Below are 15,382 nucleotides of genomic sequence, written 5' to 3' on the forward strand. Positions count from 1 at the left end.
CTGCATTTTAATTCAACACCTGCCCTTTTCTTCCGGAAATTAGTAATCTCTCTTATCGCCCTAACCAGTGCATAATAAATGACGCTATCTGCGGTATATCATTGATATCTAAAAGAGGCACGTCCACTGTCAGTGGAATGTCACTGGCAATCGCGATGACATATTCATCGATAGTAAGTTCTTCTAATTTGTGCCCGCAGTCCTGACGAAACAGTAAGATCTTGGCGATGGCTTCATGCTTAAAGCCCTCAACAAGTACCATATCCAGCCTGGAAGCATCCATTCGACTAATTAAATACGCTAAATTCAGTTCGGGCTCATTCGGCGTTTCTGTCATTAAGGCCCAACGTTGTGAACTAGCTACGATAGTTTGTGCTGCACCAGCTTTACGTAATTCATAACTGTCCTTCCCGGGCTTATCAATATCCATATTATGATGAGTATGCTTGATCAGACCCGGGCGAATCCCCTGCTCACATAACGCAGGAATCAAGTTCTTAAGGAGTGTTGTCTTTCCGGTACCGCTCCATGCGGCAAAAGCCAGTGCGGGTATCATACTTTCTCCTGCCAGCGCGCCAGATCCTCAGGTGTATTCACGTTCACAAAGCTTTCCTTTCTATCGCTAAAGTCGACGGAATGGCCACCAGCTTCCCGCATAAACATCATGACCCGACGTTCTCCCCGGCTAAGGTAATCTTGCAGCAGCGGCACGTTGGCACGGTTCACCAGGGCAATAGTTGGATGATCACGTTCGCCATCGTGTACCCACACCGCATTTACGTCCTGACATTCTGCACTCAATCTCTCAACCAAATCGTCCGGAATATAAGGCGTATCGCAGGGAGAGAACAGAAACCACTCACTCTCGCACTGGCGCATAACAGACAGCATACCTGCCAGTGGCCCCGGAAAATCAGCTAATTGATCTTCGACTACGAGCAAACCGCTTACCCGGTAGCGTTCCTGATTACGGTTTGCACTGATCACTATGCGCGCTACCTGCGGTGCCATCGCGTGCGCTACATATTCCCACAGCGGCTTACCTTTTAGAGTCAGTAATCCCTTGTCCTGACCTCCCATCCGGGTGGCTTTACCGCCTGCGAGTATAACGCCAGTTATCACACCCTTTTTAATCAACCTTATCGCCTCTTTTCTTGTGGATTTGACCCTGATAACGTGTCTGTACTAAGAGTAAGGAGCACCACTATGAAATGTAAACGTCTGAATGAAGTTATTGAACTCCTCCAGCCTGCATGGCAGAAAGAGCCTGAATTAAATCTGATGCAATTTTTGCAGAAACTGGCGAACGAATCAGGTTATGAAGGCGAGCTTGCCGATTTAAGCGACGACATTCTGATTTACCATCTGAAAATGCGTGACTCAGATAAAGATGCGGTTATCCCGGGTATTAAGAAAGATTATGAAGAGGATTTTAAAACTGCTTTGCTCCGCGCGCGCGGGGTAATTAAAGAGTAAAAGCTTGTAAGTGAAGCCACCGAAAGCGCATTGAAATGATATCCTCAATCATTCGGCTTTATTTGCGGATAATGGGATGAACCATAACGCTTTTACTTTCCAGACTCTCCATCCTGACACCATTATGGATGCGTTGTTTGAGCGGGGAATCCGGGTCGACTCCGGTCTTACCCCTCTAAACAGCTATGAGAACCGTGTTTATCAGTTTCAGGACGAAGACCGTCGCCGTTATGTGGTGAAGTTCTACCGTCCTGAACGCTGGTCCGCAGAACAAATCCAGGAAGAACATCAATTTGCACTTGATCTCCTGGGCGATGAAGTTCCTGTTGCCGCGCCGCTCGCTTTCAACAATCAAACCTTACTGACCCATCAGGGGTTTTATTATGCGATCTTCCCGAGTATGGGAGGACGCCAGTTCGAAGCGGATAACCTGGATCAAATGGAATGGGTTGGCCGCTACCTTGGGCGGCTGCATCAAACAGGCCGTAAGGCATTATTCGCACACCGCCCGGATATGAGAGTGAAGGAGTATCTGCTTGAACCTCGCCAGGTGTTTGAAGATTGTGTGCTTATCCCAGCCTCGTTAAAAGACAGTTTTCTGCGTGCCGCCGATCAGCTTATCGAAGCTGTCATGGGACAGTGGCATAATCGCTTTACCAATCTGCGCTTACATGGCGACTGCCATGCCGGGAACATCCTCTGGCGCGATGGCCCGTTATTTGTGGATCTGGATGATGCCCGTAATGGCCCTGCTATTCAGGATCTCTGGATGTTGTTGCATGGAGACAAACCCGAGCAGCGCATGCAGCTTGAGATGATTATCGAAGCCTACGAAGAATTCTGCGAATTTGATACGGCAGAAATTAGCCTTATTGAACCGCTTCGTGCTATGCGCCTGGTTTACTACCTGGCGTGGATTATCCGTCGCTGGGATGACCCCGCTTTTCCCAAAAATTTCCCGTGGTTAACCGGGGAAGATTACTGGCGCGATCAGATAGCGACTTTTCTTGGGCAGGTAAAGGCATTGCAAGAACCGCCTCTACAATTAATGCCGATTTATTAATGTGTGACACATCCTGGAGAGATTTAATCATGAAGAAAATTTGGCTGGCGCTGGCAGGAATGATTCTGGCTTTTAGTGCTTCGGCAGCACAATTTACCGACGGTAAACAGTACATTACGCTCGACAAACCAGTTGCTGGCGAACCACAAGTTCTGGAATTTTTCTCATTCTATTGTCCGCACTGTTACGACTTTGAACACGTGTGGCATGTTGCGGATGCTGTAAAACAGAAGCTGCCGGAAGGCACTAAAATGACAAAATACCATGTTGAGTTCCTTGGCCCGTTGGGTAAAGAGATGACTCAGGCATGGGCTGTCGCAATGGCTCTGGGTGTGGAAGATAAAATTACTGCACCGATGTTCGAGGCCGTGCAGAAAACGCAAACCGTTCAGTCTGTTGCTGATATCCGCGATGTCTTTATCAAAGCCGGTGTCAAAGGTGAGGAATACGATGCAGCGTGGAACAGCTTTGTTGTGAAATCACTGGTTGCCCAGCAGGAGAAAGCCGCTGCTGACTTGCAGTTACAGGGTGTTCCGGCCATGTATGTTAACGGCAAATATCAGCTGAACATGCAAGGTATGGATACCAGCAGCATGGATATCTTCGTACAGCAGTATGCTGACACTGTCCGCTATCTTGTTGAGAAGAAGTAATAACGTCAACGCCGGTCATTGACCGGCGTTGTTATATTCACGTTTGATTGCGTCAATTTGCTGGTCTTTCTCGCTCCATAACGCATTTAGCCACTGCTGAAAACTGCGCTTAAAATTCTTATCATTAACGTAGTCGCCATGCAGTTCTTCGTTAACCGGCAATAAATTTACGCGAACGACAATACGCGTTAATTTCCCACTTAACATATCAAAGAACGGTTTTTTGTCGTTTTCCGGGTAACAAAGCGTCACATCAAGCAGTTTATCGAATTGCTTTCCCAGTACGCCCAGGGCCATCGCTATTCCTGCTGCTTTAGGGGGGAGAAGATTATTGAATGCTGATCGTGACTCGATACGTTTTTCATCAGTAAAGCGCGAACCTTCAACGAAATTCACAATGGTTGTCGGATGAAGGCGAAACTTTTCGCAGGAACGACGCGTGGTCTCTACATCTTTACCGCGACGCTCGGGATGTCGTATCAGATAACCCCTTGAATAACGACGCATAAAAGGCATATCCAGCGCCCAGCAGGCCAGGCCAATAAAAGGAACCCAGGCCAACTGTTGTTTAAGAAAGTACTTATTCATCGGAATATGTTTGCGGAAAAGCACGCACAGCACCACGATATCTGCCCAACTGTGGTGGTTACAGATAAGCAGGTACCAATTCTTTTTGTTGAGTCCTTCAAGGCCTTCAATGTCCCACTGGAGATGAGGATTAAGCTGCAACAGCCAGGCCAGCCCTTCACACCAGCAATACATCATAAAATTACTAAATGCAGAGATAGCGCGCCACAATACCGGAATCGGCAGTAATAGCTTTATGATACCGGCGATAATGATCGGTACAGAGCAGAAGATAGTCACCAGGATGGTGAGTATGACACTCAATACCAGAGTGCATACAACGAGCAGTCTCGACATAATTATATTATTCAAATGGTTGATCACAGCATGGACATCACAGCGCATGCAAGGCGCTGATCTTACCAGAAAACACCTCTAATGGCGGGGTAAAGGTTAGTCTTAGTGTGCGGTCGTTATACGCTGTGCTAAATCAAATTGCATTTTCTTATATCCACATGGAGCAAATAGTCACCAAAAAGCAATAATGATCGTTTATCTTTTTTTAATCCATTGAAAAATAAGAATACTTACATTTCTGCGATCGGAAAAAATGCACAATAATCCAGCCCTTAAGAAATAATTCACAAACTTATCCACAGGATAGTGAGGCGTAAGATCCCGCAGATCGTGAAATCTTTTTCGGCAAATGCGGTGAAAAACTGATGTTTTCGCCCGTCTGTGGCATCCTTTAGCCATAAATTGATAAACAGGCACGGACATTATGGTTCAGATTCCAGAAAACCCACTTATCCTTGTTGACGGCTCCTCCTATCTCTATCGCGCATATCACGCGTTTCCGCCGTTGACCAACAGTGCAGGCGAGCCTACTGGCGCTATGTATGGCGTCCTGAATATGCTGCGCAGTCTGATCTTGCAGTATCAGCCGACACATGCCGCAGTGGTGTTTGATGCGAAGGGCAAAACGTTCCGTGACGAACTTTTTGAGCACTATAAATCCCATCGTCCGCCAATGCCGGATGATCTGCGCGCGCAAATCGAGCCACTGCATCAAATGGTTAAAGCGATGGGGTTACCGCTACTGGCTGTTTCGGGTGTAGAGGCTGACGATGTGATCGGCACACTGGCGCGTGAAGCCGAAAAAGCAGGGCGTCCGGTTCTGATCAGTACAGGCGATAAAGATATGGCTCAGTTGGTGACGCCGGGAATTACGCTTATCAACACCATGACCAATACTGTCCTGGGGCCAGAAGAGGTCGTCACGAAATACGGCGTGCCGCCGGAGCTAATTATCGATTTCCTCGCGTTAATGGGCGACTCTTCTGACAACATCCCCGGGGTTCCTGGTGTAGGCGAAAAAACCGCGCAGGCGTTGTTACAAGGGCTTGGTGGGCTGAATACGCTGTACGCCGAACCGGAAAAGATTGCCGAACTCTCATTTCGTGGTGCCAAAAATATGGCGGCGAAGCTGGAACAGAATAAAGAGGTGGCTTACCTCTCTTACCAGCTGGCGACCATTAAAACAGATGTTGAGCTGGAGCTGACCTGTGAACAGCTGGAAGTACAACAACCAGCTGCGGATGCGCTACTTAACCTGTTTAAAAAGTATGAATTTAAGCGCTGGATTACGGATCTGGAGGGCGGTAAATGGCTCCAGGCAAAAGGTGCTAAACCTGCCAGTAAGCCGCAAGAGACGGTTGTGGTTGAAGCCGAGGCCGATGTGCCCGTTGCCGTTCTGTCATTTGATAACTACGTCACTATCCTTGATGAGGCCATGTTAAACGAGTGGATTGCGAAACTCAAAAAAGCGGCAGTGTTTGCCTTCGATACCGAAACGGACAGTCTGGATAATATCAGCGCTAATCTGGTGGGGCTTTCGTTTGCGATCGAACCTGGCGTAGCCGCTTATGTCCCGGTAGCGCATGATTACCTGGATGCACCTGCGCAGATTTCGCGTGAGCGGGCGCTCGAGTTATTGAAAGACCTGCTTGAAGATGAGAAGGCCCTGAAAGTTGGTCAGAACCTCAAATATGACCGTGGCATTTTGCAGAATTATGGCATTGAGCTGCGCGGTATTGCCTTTGACACTATGCTGGAATCCTACACACTGGATAGCGTCGTCGGTCGTCACGATATGGATAGTTTGTCTGATCGCTGGTTAAAGCATAAAACCATCACCTTTGAAGAGATTGCGGGTAAGGGCAAAAATCAACTGACGTTTAACCAGATCGATCTGGAGCAGGCAGGCCGCTATGCTGCAGAAGATGCAGACGTCACGCTGCAACTGCACCTTAAGATGTGGCCGGAGCTGCAAAAGAATGCGGGCCCTTTAAATATCTTCAAGAACATTGAGATACCGCTGGTGCCGGTGCTTTCGCGCGTCGAGCGTAACGGTGTAAATATTGATCCTGCGGTACTGCATAAACATTCTGAGGAAATAACCCTGCGTCTGGCAGAGTTAGAGAAAAAGGCACATGAAATCGCAGGTGAGCCTTTTAACCTTTCATCGACCAAACAGCTGCAGACGATTCTCTTTGAAAAACAGGGTATCAAACCGCTGAAAAAGACGCCTGGCGGCGCACCGTCAACGTCGGAGGAAGTCCTGGAAGAGCTGGCCCTGGATTACCCGCTGCCAAAAATCATTCTTGAGCACCGCGGCCTGGCGAAACTGAAGTCGACTTATACCGATAAACTGCCGTTGATGATTAATCCAAAGACCGGGCGCGTTCATACGTCTTACCATCAGGCGGTCACGGCGACCGGGCGTTTGTCCTCCACTGATCCAAACTTACAAAACATTCCAGTCCGTAATGAGGAAGGCCGACGCATTCGTCAGGCGTTTATCGCTCCAAAAGACTATGTCATTGTTTCCGCTGACTACTCGCAAATTGAATTACGCATTATGGCGCATCTGTCGCGAGATAAAGGCCTGCTCTCTGCCTTTGCCGAAGGGAAGGATATCCACCGAGCAACGGCGGCCGAAGTGTTTGGTTTACCGCTGGAAAGTGTGTCGAACGAACAGCGTCGTAGCGCGAAAGCCATCAACTTTGGTCTGATTTATGGCATGAGCGCGTTTGGCTTATCCCGCCAGCTCAATATTCCGCGTAAAGAGTCGCAGAAGTATATGGATCTTTACTTCGAACGCTATCCGGGTGTGCTGGAGTATATGGAGCGCACCCGCGCACAGGCGAAAGAGCAGGGCTATGTTGAAACCCTGGAAGGGCGTCGCCTCTATCTGCCGGACATCAAATCCAGCAACGCGGCGCGTCGGGCCGGCGCAGAACGTGCGGCTATCAACGCGCCGATGCAGGGTACGGCGGCTGACATTATCAAACGCGCAATGATCGCTGTTGATGCGTGGCTGCAAACGGAAAAACCGCGCGTGAAAATGATCATGCAGGTACACGATGAACTGGTGTTCGAAGTGCATAAAGACGATGTGGATGCGGTATCGCAAAAGATCCACGAGCTGATGGAAAGCAGTACCAAACTGGATGTGCCGCTGCTGGTGGAAGTTGGTAGCGGACAAAACTGGGATCAAGCGCACTAAGTGCTGGTCACATAAGCTTCTTTTTATGTAACTAAGCAACATAACCAGTACATTTTGTGACGATCATTCATATTCCCTATGTAAAGATTGAAAATAAACTACAAAAAGTGCTTTGTCCGTGACCAAAAAGGGAGTAGAGTTAAAGACGTAGGGTACAGAGGTAAGATGTTCTATCTTTCAGACCTTTTACTTCACGTAATCGGATTTGGCTGAATATTTAGCCGCCCCAGTCAGAAATGACTGGGGCGTTTTTTATTGGGCGAAAGAAAAAGCGCGGACGAATGCCGCGCTATATCAGAAAGGATCAAGCCTCTGCGTCTTCTTCGACAACGGGGGGAAGGTCGCTAAACCAGTTGTCCAGCTTCTGGCGAAGTTTATCCACACCCTGTTTTTTCAGTGACGAAAATGCTTCAACCTGCACATCGCCATTAAAGGCAATCACTGCTTCACGCACCATATTAAGCTGCACCTTACGTGCGCCACTGGCCAGCTTATCTGCCTTCGTCAGCAGCACGAGCACCTGAATATTGCTCTCAACTGCCCACTCGATCATTTGCTGATCAAGGTCTTTCAGGGGATGGCGAATATCCATCAGGATTACCAGGCCGTGCAGACACTGGCGTTTTTCCAGGTATTCACCCAGCGCGCGCTGCCATTTGCGCTTCATCTCTTCTGGCACTTCTGCGTAACCGTAACCCGGTAAGTCTACCAGGCGTTTGCCTTCGGCAACCTCGAACAGGTTAATTAGTTGCGTACGTCCAGGCGTTTTGGATGTGCGAGCCAGGTTTTTTTGATTTGTCAGGGTATTAAGTGCGCTGGACTTCCCGGCGTTGGAGCGGCCAGCAAAAGCCACTTCTATACCGGTATCGGCGGGTAAGTGGCGAATATCAGGCGCACTGGTGACAAAATGCGTCTGTTGATAGTTCCAGTTAGTCAAAATGGTCGTCTCCGTGATCTCGGGCATGGGGGGGATTATACCTGAACCCACGTAAAAGGCTGTTTTTCTCGTCAACGGGAACTGGCCAGAGAATATCCTTTTTATGTGTAGGATATTTGCCATAAAGCTTATGCGAATTTTCAGAGAAATTGCAGGGTCATAAAAAGTTAAGTAAATGAAATAAAAGCTTTTGTTCTTATGGAATTTTCCGAATTTGTGTTTTTAGGTCACTTTGTTGCTTGTGAGTTTAAATTAAGCAGGTAAAGTATTTACAGAGGCGAGGAAGCTTGGGGGATGAAGACTTAAGGATTGAGGGGTCAGGAGCGCCAGGAGGCGAAGACCAGGAAACTGTCAGGATGGCAGTCTGAAAAGGAATAAAGGACCATAACAGGGAACGTGAAGTGCTAAGGGAAAAACAGGGTGTGTTGTAAGCAAACAGGGAACGTAGTACCCATTGAGGGTTGAGGGTCAGAAAAAAAGGCGACAGATTACTCTGTCGCCTTTTTTCTTTGCTTGCTTTCTGCTAGATTCCGCCGCAATTCTATACTGAATAAAACCATCTAAGCCGATTATCATGAAAAAACCTTCAACCACTCCGCGCGGCAAAACACCTGGCAAAGCGCACCGTAAATCACGTGAAGAACTCAACCAGGAAGGGCGTGACCGTAAGCGCGATAAAAAGCACCGCGGGAATGCGGCCGGTAGCCGGGCAAGCGGTGCGAACGCCTCCTCTGGTTCAGGAAAAAGCGCCTCTCAGGCCGATCCGCGTGTAGGCAGTAAAAAACCGATTCCACTGGGTGCGACCGAGCCCCAGGTCAAGAAGCAGCACAAACCAAAGAGCGAGAAACCTATGCTTTCACCGCAAGCTGAACTGGATCTGCTGGAGAACGATGAGCGCCTGGACGCGCTGCTGGAACGACTTGAAGAGGGCGAATCCCTGAGTGCTGAAGAGCAACGCTGGGTAGACGCTAAACTTGACCGCATTGATGAATTAATGCAGCAACTGGGCCTCTCTTATGATGATGACGAAGAAGAAGAGGAAGAGGGCCGCGAAGATATGATGCGCTTACTTAAAGGCGGCAATTAACGGTCAGGTATGGGCCTGCCTGTCCTGTTTATAACCCTTCCGGTTATATGTTATCTGGTGTGGTTATTCGTTAAACTACAGCGGTTGTCGCGGCGCAAACTGTGGCTGCGCAACCGGCTTATGACCCGAAATGAGGTCAGGCCGGGCCGCCGTACCCGCCAGCGGCGTTATCGGAAGGAGTGAGCATGTCTGAGCAACGAATTGACTGGGATCTGGCCCTTATCCAGAAATATAACTATTCCGGGCCGCGCTACACGTCATACCCTACCGCGCTGGAGTTTTCCGCTGACTATGGCGAAGAAAATTTCCGTAGTGCCGTCGCACGTTATCCAGAGCGACCATTGTCACTGTATGTGCACATTCCGTTTTGCCATAAGCTTTGTTACTTCTGCGGCTGCAATAAGATTGTTACGCGCCAACAACACAAAGCTGACCAATATCTGGACGCACTGGAACAAGAGATTATCCATCGTGCGCCGCTGTTCGCTGGCCGTCGTGTCAGCCAGCTTCACTGGGGCGGTGGTACGCCAACGTACCTGAATAAAGCGCAAATCAGCCGCCTGATGGGCTTACTACGTGGTCATTTTCAGTTCAATGCAGATGCAGAAATCTCTATTGAAGTGGATCCGCGCGAAATTGAACTGGATGTCCTGGATCACTTACGATCGGAAGGCTTTAACCGCCTGAGCATGGGCGTGCAGGACTTTAATAAAGAGGTCCAGCGCCTGGTTAACCGTGAGCAGGACGAGTCCTTCATCTTTGCGCTGATTAAACGTGCTCGCGATATTGGCTTCACCTCGACCAATATTGATTTGATTTATGGTCTGCCGAAACAGACGCCGGAAAGCTTTGCCTTTACCCTGAACCGGGTTGCAGAACTAAGTCCCGACCGCCTGAGTGTGTTTAACTACGCGCATCTTCCCACCCTCTTTGCGGCCCAGCGTAAAATCAAAGACGCGGATCTGCCCTCCGCACAACAAAAACTGGATATCCTGCAGCAGACCATTGTTTCACTGACAGATGCTGGTTATCAGTTCATCGGCATGGACCATTTTGCCCGTCCCGATGACGAGCTGGCGGTGGCTCAGCGTGATGGGGTTTTGCACCGTAACTTCCAGGGCTACACCACCCAGGGCGATACCGATTTGTTAGGGATGGGTGTTTCGGCCATCAGTATGATTGGCGACAGTTACGCGCAGAATCAGAAAGAGTTAAAAGCGTATTACCAACAGGTGGACGAAACCGGCAATGCTTTGTGGCGGGGGATTGCGCTGACCCGTGATGACTGTATTCGTCGTGACGTGATTAAAGCGCTTATTTGTCACTTCCGTCTCGATTTCCGCAGCATCGAGAATCAATGGGAGCTGAGCTTCAACGACTACTTTGCCGAAGATCTGAAATTGCTTAAGCCACTGGCGAATGATGGGCTGGTGGAAATTAACGAGCTGAGTATTGAAGTGACGGCGAAAGGACGTCTATTAATTCGCAACATTTGCATGTGTTTTGACGTCTATCTGCGCCAGAAAGCGCGGATGCAGCAATTCTCAAGGGTGATTTAAACGGTTTCCCCGGCGGCGATGTGCGGGCCGGGGATATCAGACCGTAACCTGATAAGCGAAACGCCTGCCGGCGCTTTAGCTAAATAGCCCAAACAGCGCGGCGCACAATACGGCAGCGACGGCGGCTTGTGGCGTGTGGCTGGCGGCGGCACTAACGCCTGCGCTGCTCGACACGATATTAATGAGTGATTCCAGCATGATGACCTCCCCGTGGACGGGCAAGATCATACTGAACTCATCGGAACAGTAAAGCGCAAAATTGCAGCAATTTGCGCTCGCTATTCAATCTTTACAATTAGCTGGATTATTACTCCATTCCCAGCTCTTTCAGCTTACGTGTCAGGGTGTTACGTCCCCATCCCAGTAAGCGTGCTGCTTCTTGTTTGTGCCCTTGCGTATGACGTAAGGCAGTGGTCAACAAGGTCCGTTCCATTTCTGGTTGCGCTTCGGAAAGCAGGTTTTGATGACCGGAACGTAGCGCCCTGTCCGCCCATTGTGCCAACAACGTTGCCCAGCTATCCGGCAGCGACTGCCCCGTACTGCTTTCCGGGATCGTGGTTTCAAACAATTCAGCCGGTAAATCCTGAATCAGAACTTCCTGTCCGGCAGCCATCACGGTTAACCAGCGGCAGGTATTCTCCAGTTGTCGCACGTTACCAGGCCAGGCCAGACGCGTGAGTGCTGCTTCGGTTTCCGGATGCAACTGCTTCGCTTCGACGCCCAGCTCGCGGGCAGCGACCTGAAGAAAATGGCGCGCCAGACGGGGAATATCTTCGCGACGTTCACGCAGTGGCGGTAGATGCACGCGAATAACGTTCAGGCGGTGGAATAAATCCTCGCGGAATTTCCCTTCCTGCACACGCAACTCCAGGTTCTGGTGCGTTGCGGCAATGATGCGCACATCGACCTTCACTGGCGCATAACCTCCGACACGGTAGAACTGTCCGTCGGCCAGAACGCGCAATAGCCGGGTTTGTACATCCAGCGGCATATCACCGATTTCATCAAGGAACAGCGTACCGCCATCGGCCTGTTCGAAACGCCCCTGACGGATGGTATTGGCGCCGGTAAACGCCCCTTTCTCATGGCCAAATAGCTCAGATTCAATCAAATCTTTTGGGATGGCCGCCATGTTCAGCGCAATGAATGGCGCTTTCACCCGCGGGCTATGGCGATGCAGCGCGTGGGCGACCAGCTCTTTACCGGTACCAGACTCACCGTTAATCAGGACGCTGATAGATGAGCGCGACAGACGGCCAATGATGCGAAATACATCCTGCATGGCAGGCGCTTCACCAATGATATCGGTGGTTGGCCCGCTAACCTGCACATTACGCGGTTGCTGCTGTTCCTGATAATGGCTGATGGCACGTTCAACCAGCGCCACCGCTTCGTCAATATCAAAGGGCTTAGGCAGATAATCAAATGCCCCTTGCTGATACGCGCTGACTGCAGCATCCAGATCGGAATGTGCCGTCATTATGATGACCGGAAGCATCGGGTGGCGCTGCTTGATTTGCTTTAGCAGGGCAAGACCGTCCATACCTGGCATGCGAATATCCGACAGCAGCACGTCCGGCGTTTTGGTGGTCAGCGCATCAAGCACTTCATTTGCGTTTTCAAACGTTGTACAGCTCAAGCCTGCCCCGGTGAGCGCGCGTTCAAGCACCCAACGGATGGAGCTATCGTCATCAACGATCCAGACTATCCCTCGTTGCATAAACACCTCTATTTCCGAATAGGCAGGAACACCGAGAACTCGGTATGGCCTGGCCAACTGGTGAATTCAATTTTGCCAGAATGTTGATCAATCAAACTTCGAGCGATAGATAACCCTAAACCAGTACCACCTTCACGCCCGCTAACCATCGGGTAAAACAGCGTGTCCTGTAGGTTTGACGGAATACCTGGCCCGTTATCTTCCACATCAATACGTGCCGCAAGGCGATAGCGAACGCCATGCAGAGTGAGCTGAAACGCAGTACGGGTTCGCAGAATTATTTCACCGCCCTCAGGTCCCAGCGCCTGGAGCGCATTGCGAACAATGTTCAGCAGTACCTGTTCGATCTGGTCAGGATCGTGTGCCAGCTCAGGCAGGCTAGGGTCATAGTCGCGGACCAGGGTGACGTTGTCGGGTAATTCCATCGACACCAGCTTCACGACACGCTCAGCAACTTTATGAATGCTTTCTGTTACGTGCATACCTGGCTGTTGTGGCCCAAGCAGCCGATCCACCAGGTTACGCAGACGGTCTGCCTGCTCAATGATGACTTTGGTGTACTCCAGCAAAGAAGGATCGGGCAGGGCTTTGCTTAAGAGCTGCGCCGCACCACGTAAACCTCCGAGCGGGTTTTTTATTTCATGCGCCAGACCACGTACCAGATCGCGTGCTGCCACTTGCTGGGCATGCTGGAGTTGTTCCTGGCTCAGGCGTCGCTGATTATCCATCGGTGCCATCTCCAGCAGGATGAGCCCCTCAGGCAACCGTTGCGCCGTTAATGAGAGAATATGTGAACGCCCGTCGATAACGAGGGTAACTTCATTATCCGTAAAGCCTTGTCCGGCATCGAGACTTTCCCGCATCAGGACGATATTGAGCGAGAAGTAGCTCAGCAGGTCCGGCAACGGCGTACCGAATAATTTACGTGAACTTTGCGCCAGAAGTTGCTGCGCCGCCGGGTTGGCGTAATGTACCGCCAGTTCGTCATCAACCAGCAAGATGCTATTGATTAAAGAATTGAGGATCTGCCCAGCATCGGGCAACGAGCCACTTGCCATCCAGCAGTCTCCCAAAGAATGCACTATTTTAGTGCAGTATAGCGTTTTATAAGTAAATAAGGCGGTAATTCAGGTTGTTGGTGGAGAAAAAAGCCCATCCTGGGATGGGCTGAAAGTTTCCACGGCAACAAAACTCCGGATGTCTTTCGCGCCGCAGCGGTGTTAGCTGCCCTCAGTCGCCCGAATCACTTAGTTCACTAAGCTCATCGGGCTTCCTTCGGGTGCCGCCTTGCTGCGACACCAAATCCATCGGATTTAAATCATTAAACGCTGTAGTACAGCTCGAACTCTACCGGGTGCGGCGTCATGCGTACGCGGTCGTTTTCTTCGATACGCAGAGCGATGTAAGCATCGATCGCGTCGTCGGTGAATACGCCACCCGCAGTGAGGAACTCGCGGTCTTCGTTCAGGCAGTTCAGTGCTTCTTCCAGAGAACCTGCAACCTGCGGGATTTCTTTCGCTTCTTCAGCTGGCAGGTCATACAGGTTTTTGTCCATCGCTTCGCCCGGGTGGATCTTGTTCTTAATACCGTCAAGACCAGCCATCAGCAGCGCTGCGAAGCACAGGTACGGGTTAGCAGCCGGATCCGGGAAACGCACTTCAATACGACGTGCTTTCGGGGATGCAACCACCGGAATACGGATGGAAGCAGAACGGTTACGGGCAGAGTAAGCCAGCATTACCGGTGCTTCGTAACCCGGGACCAGACGCTTGTAGGAGTTGGTGGTCGGGTTAGACAGGGCGTTGATCGCTTTAGCGTGTTTGATTACGCCGCCGATGTAGTACAGCGCCTGCTCAGACAGACCAGCGTATTTGTCGCCAGAGAACAGGTTTACGCCGTTCTTGGACAGGGACATGTGGCAGTGCATACCGGAACCGTTATCACCGAACATTGGTTTCGGCATAAAGGTTGCGGTTTTGCCGAAGCGGTGAGCAACGTTGTGAACCACATATTTGTAGATCTGAATTTCGTCCGCTTTTTTGGTCATGGTGTTGAAGCGGGTTGCCACTTCGTTCTGACCGGCAGTTGCAACTTCGTGGTGATGAGCTTCAACAACCAGGCCCATCTCTTCCATTACCAGACACATGGTAGAACGCAGGTCTTGTGAGGAATCCACTGGCGGAACCGGGAAGTAACCACCTTTAACAGCCGGACGGTGACCTTTGTTACCGCCTTCGTATTTGGTGGCAGAGTTCCATGCGCCTTCGATATCATCGATAGCAACGTGGGAACCCGAAATAGAGCTGCCGAAACGTACGTCGTCGAACAGGAAGAATTCTGGCTCAGGCCCGAACAGAACGGTGTCTGCGATGCCTGTTGCGCGCAGGTATTCTTCAGCGCGTTTTGCGATGGAGCGCGGGTCGCGATCGTAGCCCTGCATAGTGCCCGGCTCGAGGATATCGCAACGGATGATCAGAGTCGGTTCTTCGTAGAACGGGTCAATGACAGCGGTAGAAGCGTCCGGCATCAGTACCATGTCAGATTCGTTAATGCCTTTCCAGCCACCAATCGAGGAGCCATCAAACATTTTGCCTTCTTCAAAGAAGTCAGCATTAACCTGATGAGCTGGGATCGTGACGTGCTGCTCTTTACCTTTAGTATCGGTGAAGCGCAAATCAACAAACTTGACTTCGTGCTCGTTCAGCATCGTCAAAACGTGTTCAGCGGACATACTTAAACTCTCCCGGATTTA

Annotated in this window: 15 protein-coding genes; 7 read left to right on the forward strand and 8 right to left on the reverse strand. The window is 50.3% G+C overall.

What is annotated here, in order from left to right; genetic code table 11:
* Window positions 1-52 precede the first annotated feature (52 nt).
* Together mobB and mobA are read right to left on the reverse strand one after the other, a co-directional pair.
* Window positions 53-556, reverse strand: a complete 504-nt coding sequence (gene mobB, locus AAIG39_RS18330; RefSeq protein WP_343194454.1) for a molybdopterin-guanine dinucleotide biosynthesis protein MobB — start codon at window positions 554-556, stop codon at window positions 53-55.
* Window positions 553-1,137 (reverse strand): molybdenum cofactor guanylyltransferase MobA, encoded by a 585-nt coding sequence (mobA, locus tag AAIG39_RS18335; RefSeq protein WP_090087545.1) that lies wholly within the window; start codon window positions 1,135-1,137, stop codon window positions 553-555. The genes mobB and mobA overlap by 4 nt, the downstream gene beginning before the upstream one ends.
* Before the next feature lie 69 nt (window positions 1,138-1,206).
* Between mobA and AAIG39_RS18340 the strand changes: the two genes are divergently transcribed.
* The 3 genes from AAIG39_RS18340 to dsbA all read left to right on the forward strand — a co-directional run bounded on the left by AAIG39_RS18340 (window position 1,207) and on the right by dsbA (window position 3,192).
* The gene (locus tag AAIG39_RS18340) at window positions 1,207-1,476 is read left to right on the forward strand and encodes a YihD family protein (RefSeq protein WP_090087547.1); all 270 of its coding nucleotides are present in this window, start codon (window positions 1,207-1,209) and stop codon (window positions 1,474-1,476) included.
* Window positions 1,477-1,552: 76 nt separating this feature from the next.
* Entirely contained in the window at window positions 1,553-2,539 is a 987-nt protein-coding gene (locus AAIG39_RS18345) for a serine/threonine protein kinase (protein WP_090087550.1), read from the forward strand.
* 29 nt (window positions 2,540-2,568) lie between these two features.
* Complete coding sequence (gene dsbA, locus AAIG39_RS18350) at window positions 2,569-3,192, forward strand: thiol:disulfide interchange protein DsbA (protein ID WP_039077377.1); 624 nt, start codon at window positions 2,569-2,571, stop codon at window positions 3,190-3,192.
* 15 nt (window positions 3,193-3,207) lie between these two features.
* Here dsbA and AAIG39_RS18355 read toward each other — a convergent pair whose 3' ends face one another.
* Complete coding sequence (locus tag AAIG39_RS18355; RefSeq protein ID WP_343194455.1) at window positions 3,208-4,116, reverse strand: acyltransferase; 909 nt, start codon at window positions 4,114-4,116, stop codon at window positions 3,208-3,210.
* 424 nt (window positions 4,117-4,540) lie between these two features.
* Between AAIG39_RS18355 and polA the strand changes: the two genes are divergently transcribed.
* The gene (polA, locus tag AAIG39_RS18360; protein WP_343194456.1) at window positions 4,541-7,327 is read left to right on the forward strand and encodes a DNA polymerase I; all 2,787 of its coding nucleotides are present in this window, start codon (window positions 4,541-4,543) and stop codon (window positions 7,325-7,327) included.
* 165 nt (window positions 7,328-7,492) lie between these two features.
* Entirely contained in the window at window positions 7,493-7,540 is a 48-nt protein-coding gene (gene spfP / locus AAIG39_RS25800; RefSeq protein WP_071892919.1) for a small protein SpfP, read from the forward strand.
* Window positions 7,541-7,631: 91 nt separating this feature from the next.
* On the opposite strand, the gene yihA is transcribed toward spfP, so the two are convergent.
* The gene (gene yihA / locus AAIG39_RS18365) at window positions 7,632-8,264 is read right to left on the reverse strand and encodes a ribosome biogenesis GTP-binding protein YihA/YsxC (protein ID WP_343194488.1); all 633 of its coding nucleotides are present in this window, start codon (window positions 8,262-8,264) and stop codon (window positions 7,632-7,634) included.
* A 574-nt stretch (window positions 8,265-8,838) separates the two neighbouring features.
* On the opposite strand from yihA, the gene yihI reads away from it, so the two are divergent.
* On the forward strand, window positions 8,839-9,351 hold the full coding sequence (yihI, locus tag AAIG39_RS18370) for a Der GTPase-activating protein YihI (protein ID WP_090087560.1): 513 nt from the start codon (window positions 8,839-8,841) through the stop codon (window positions 9,349-9,351).
* A gap of 185 nt (window positions 9,352-9,536) precedes the next feature.
* Window positions 9,537-10,910 carry an oxygen-independent coproporphyrinogen III oxidase gene (gene hemN / locus AAIG39_RS18375; RefSeq protein ID WP_343194457.1) on the forward strand — a complete coding sequence of 458 codons (1,374 nt, stop codon included), beginning with the start codon at window positions 9,537-9,539 and terminating at the stop codon, window positions 10,908-10,910.
* 75 nt (window positions 10,911-10,985) lie between these two features.
* Here hemN and AAIG39_RS18380 read toward each other — a convergent pair whose 3' ends face one another.
* The 4 genes from AAIG39_RS18380 to glnA all read right to left on the reverse strand — a co-directional run bounded on the left by AAIG39_RS18380 (window position 10,986) and on the right by glnA (window position 15,361).
* On the reverse strand, window positions 10,986-11,108 hold the full coding sequence (locus tag AAIG39_RS18380) for a YshB family small membrane protein (RefSeq protein ID WP_139153727.1): 123 nt from the start codon (window positions 11,106-11,108) through the stop codon (window positions 10,986-10,988).
* Window positions 11,109-11,217: 109 nt separating this feature from the next.
* Entirely contained in the window at window positions 11,218-12,630 is a 1,413-nt protein-coding gene (glnG, locus tag AAIG39_RS18385; RefSeq protein WP_047372425.1) for a nitrogen regulation protein NR(I), read from the reverse strand.
* Window positions 12,631-12,638: 8 nt separating this feature from the next.
* On the reverse strand, window positions 12,639-13,688 hold the full coding sequence (gene glnL / locus AAIG39_RS18390; RefSeq protein ID WP_039077371.1) for a nitrogen regulation protein NR(II): 1,050 nt from the start codon (window positions 13,686-13,688) through the stop codon (window positions 12,639-12,641).
* 263 nt (window positions 13,689-13,951) lie between these two features.
* Complete coding sequence (gene glnA, locus AAIG39_RS18395; protein WP_090087570.1) at window positions 13,952-15,361, reverse strand: glutamate--ammonia ligase; 1,410 nt, start codon at window positions 15,359-15,361, stop codon at window positions 13,952-13,954.
* Between the last annotated feature and the right edge of the window lie 21 nt (window positions 15,362-15,382).

Origin of the sequence: Phytobacter palmae, from assembly GCF_039409775.1 — a bacterium.
Lineage (GTDB): Bacteria > Pseudomonadota > Gammaproteobacteria > Enterobacterales > Enterobacteriaceae > Phytobacter > Phytobacter palmae.

What these genes read in the sequence shown, in the direction of transcription:
- mobB (WP_343194454.1), bottom strand. Translation starts at nt 556, where the DNA reads ATGATACCCGCACTGGCTTTTGCCGCATGGAGCGGTACCGGAAAGACA.
- AAIG39_RS18340 (WP_090087547.1), top strand. Translation starts at nt 1,207, where the DNA reads ATGAAATGTAAACGTCTGAATGAAGTTATTGAACTCCTCCAGCCTGCA.
- AAIG39_RS18345 (WP_090087550.1), top strand. Translation starts at nt 1,553, where the DNA reads ATGAACCATAACGCTTTTACTTTCCAGACTCTCCATCCTGACACCATT.
- dsbA (WP_039077377.1), top strand. Translation starts at nt 2,569, where the DNA reads ATGAAGAAAATTTGGCTGGCGCTGGCAGGAATGATTCTGGCTTTTAGT.
- AAIG39_RS18355 (WP_343194455.1), bottom strand. Translation starts at nt 4,116, where the DNA reads ATGTCGAGACTGCTCGTTGTATGCACTCTGGTATTGAGTGTCATACTC.
- polA (WP_343194456.1), top strand. Translation starts at nt 4,541, where the DNA reads ATGGTTCAGATTCCAGAAAACCCACTTATCCTTGTTGACGGCTCCTCC.
- yihI (WP_090087560.1), top strand. Translation starts at nt 8,839, where the DNA reads ATGAAAAAACCTTCAACCACTCCGCGCGGCAAAACACCTGGCAAAGCG.
- hemN (WP_343194457.1), top strand. Translation starts at nt 9,537, where the DNA reads ATGTCTGAGCAACGAATTGACTGGGATCTGGCCCTTATCCAGAAATAT.
- AAIG39_RS18380 (WP_139153727.1), bottom strand. Translation starts at nt 11,108, where the DNA reads ATGCTGGAATCACTCATTAATATCGTGTCGAGCAGCGCAGGCGTTAGT.
- glnG (WP_047372425.1), bottom strand. Translation starts at nt 12,630, where the DNA reads ATGCAACGAGGGATAGTCTGGATCGTTGATGACGATAGCTCCATCCGT.
- glnL (WP_039077371.1), bottom strand. Translation starts at nt 13,688, where the DNA reads ATGGCAAGTGGCTCGTTGCCCGATGCTGGGCAGATCCTCAATTCTTTA.
- glnA (WP_090087570.1), bottom strand. Translation starts at nt 15,361, where the DNA reads ATGTCCGCTGAACACGTTTTGACGATGCTGAACGAGCACGAAGTCAAG.